Below are 1,809 nucleotides of genomic sequence, written 5' to 3' on the forward strand. Positions count from 1 at the left end.
CAGTCATGGCGAAGACCGATCAGAGCGGATGCAGCACGCGGCGCAGGAAATCCTGCGTGCGCGGGTGCTGGGGTTGGTTGAGCACCGATTTGGCCGGCCCCTGCTCGACGATGACGCCGCCGTCGATGAACAGCACGCGGTCGGCGACGTCGCGCGCAAAACCCATCTCGTGGGTGACGACGACCATGGTCATGCCGTCGTCGGCGAGCTTGCGCATCACGCCAAGGACGTCGCCGACGAGCTCGGGATCGAGCGCCGAGGTCGGCTCGTCGAACAGGATGGCCTTGGGCTGCATCGCGAGCGCGCGTGCGATCGCGACGCGCTGCTGCTGGCCGCCGGACAGCTGCGGCGGGTGCGCGTCGGCTTTCTCAGCGAGGCCGACCTGGGCAAGCAGCACGCGGCCGCGCTCGAGCACCTGCGCACGCGGCTCCTTCTTCACATAGAGCGGCCCCTCGACCACGTTCTCCAGCACCGTGCGATGCGGAAACAGGTTGAAGCGCTGGAACACCATCGAGACCTGGGTGCGAACTTTCACGATCGACGGCGCATCGCGGTCGACCTTCAATCCTTCGACACTGATCTCGCCGCGGTCGTAGCTTTCCAGCCCGTTGATGCAACGCAAAATGGTCGACTTGCCGGAACCGGAGGGGCCGACGATGCAGACCACCTCGCCCTTCTGCACGGAGGCCGTGATGCCCTTGAGCACCTCGTTCTGGCCAAAGCTCTTGTGAACGTCAGTGAGCTCGATCATTTCTTGCCCGCCCGCTTTTCGAAGTGACGGACCAGCAGGATCAGCGGAATGCTCATGGTGAGGTACATCAGCGCGACCAGCGTGAACACATTGGTGTTCTTGAAGGTCGAGGACGCAATCAGCTTGCCCTGCAGGGCGAGCTCAGCGACTGTGATCGTGGATGCTTGCGAGGAATCCTTCAGCATCATGATCATGACGTTGCCGTAGGGAGGCAGCACGATGCGCACCGCCTGCGGCAGCACCACGCGGCGCATCGTCAGCCACCAGCCCATGCCGATCGACTGCGCCGCCTCGATCTGGCCCTTGTCGATCGCCTCGATGCCGGCGCGGAAGTTTTCCGCCTGGTAGGCCGAATAGGCGATGCCGAGCCCGAGAATCGCGGCCTGCAACGCGGAGAGCGTCACGCCGAGATCGGGCATCACGAAATAGAGGTAGAACAGCAGCACGATGATCGGGATGCCCCGGATCACGTTGATCAGGCTGGCGCTGAGCATCGACAGCACCTTGATGCCGGAGACCCGCATCATCGCCCAGATCAGACCCAGCACCGTCGAGAGCAGCAGCGAGCCGATGGTGACGATGATCGTCAGCGCGACGCCGCTCATCAGGATCGGGAAGAACTCGGCCGCGTCGTGCCAGAAACCTTTCATCGGACAGCCTTACCAGCCTCTGTCGTCAACCCTGCGCCTTCTGACCCCACTTCTCGAGGATCTTGTCGATGGTGCCGTTGGCCTTCAGCTTTGCCAGCGAAGCGTTGATCTTGCCGAGCAGCGCCGTCTCGCCCTTGCGCACGCCAATGCCGACCGAGCCGACGGTCACGGGCTTGTAGCCATCGACGAGACGTACCTCGGGGAAACCGCCCTGCTTCAGATTGTAGGCGAGGATCGGATAGTCGGCGTAGCCGGCCTTGAGGCGACCGGTGTTCACGTCGCGCAGGATGTCCGGGATGGTGTCGTAGGCCTTGACGTCGGCGAACAGCCCGGACTTCTTCAGCGCATCGACGAAGGCGGTGCCGACCTGGGCGCCGACCGTCTCGCCCTTCAGATCATCCTGCGTGG

General features: G+C 63.7%; 3 protein-coding genes. All 3 read right to left on the reverse strand.

Annotated features, from left to right (window positions below; translation table 11 throughout):
• Positions 1-19: 19 nt before the first annotated feature.
• The gene (locus AC1D00_RS39495; protein ID WP_404558685.1) at positions 20-751 is read right to left on the reverse strand and encodes an amino acid ABC transporter ATP-binding protein; all 732 of its coding nucleotides are present in this window, start codon (positions 749-751) and stop codon (positions 20-22) included.
• Positions 748-1,401 carry an amino acid ABC transporter permease gene (locus tag AC1D00_RS39500; RefSeq protein WP_027549516.1) on the reverse strand — a complete coding sequence of 218 codons (654 nt, stop codon included), beginning with the start codon at positions 1,399-1,401 and terminating at the stop codon, positions 748-750. The genes AC1D00_RS39495 and AC1D00_RS39500 overlap by 4 nt, the downstream gene beginning before the upstream one ends.
• Positions 1,402-1,426: 25 nt before the next feature.
• Positions 1,427-1,809 (reverse strand): transporter substrate-binding domain-containing protein (locus tag AC1D00_RS39505; RefSeq protein ID WP_477014415.1); only part of this gene is annotated, 383 nt, incomplete at its 5' end.

The organism is Bradyrhizobium sp. P2_E8 (genome assembly GCF_056403875.1).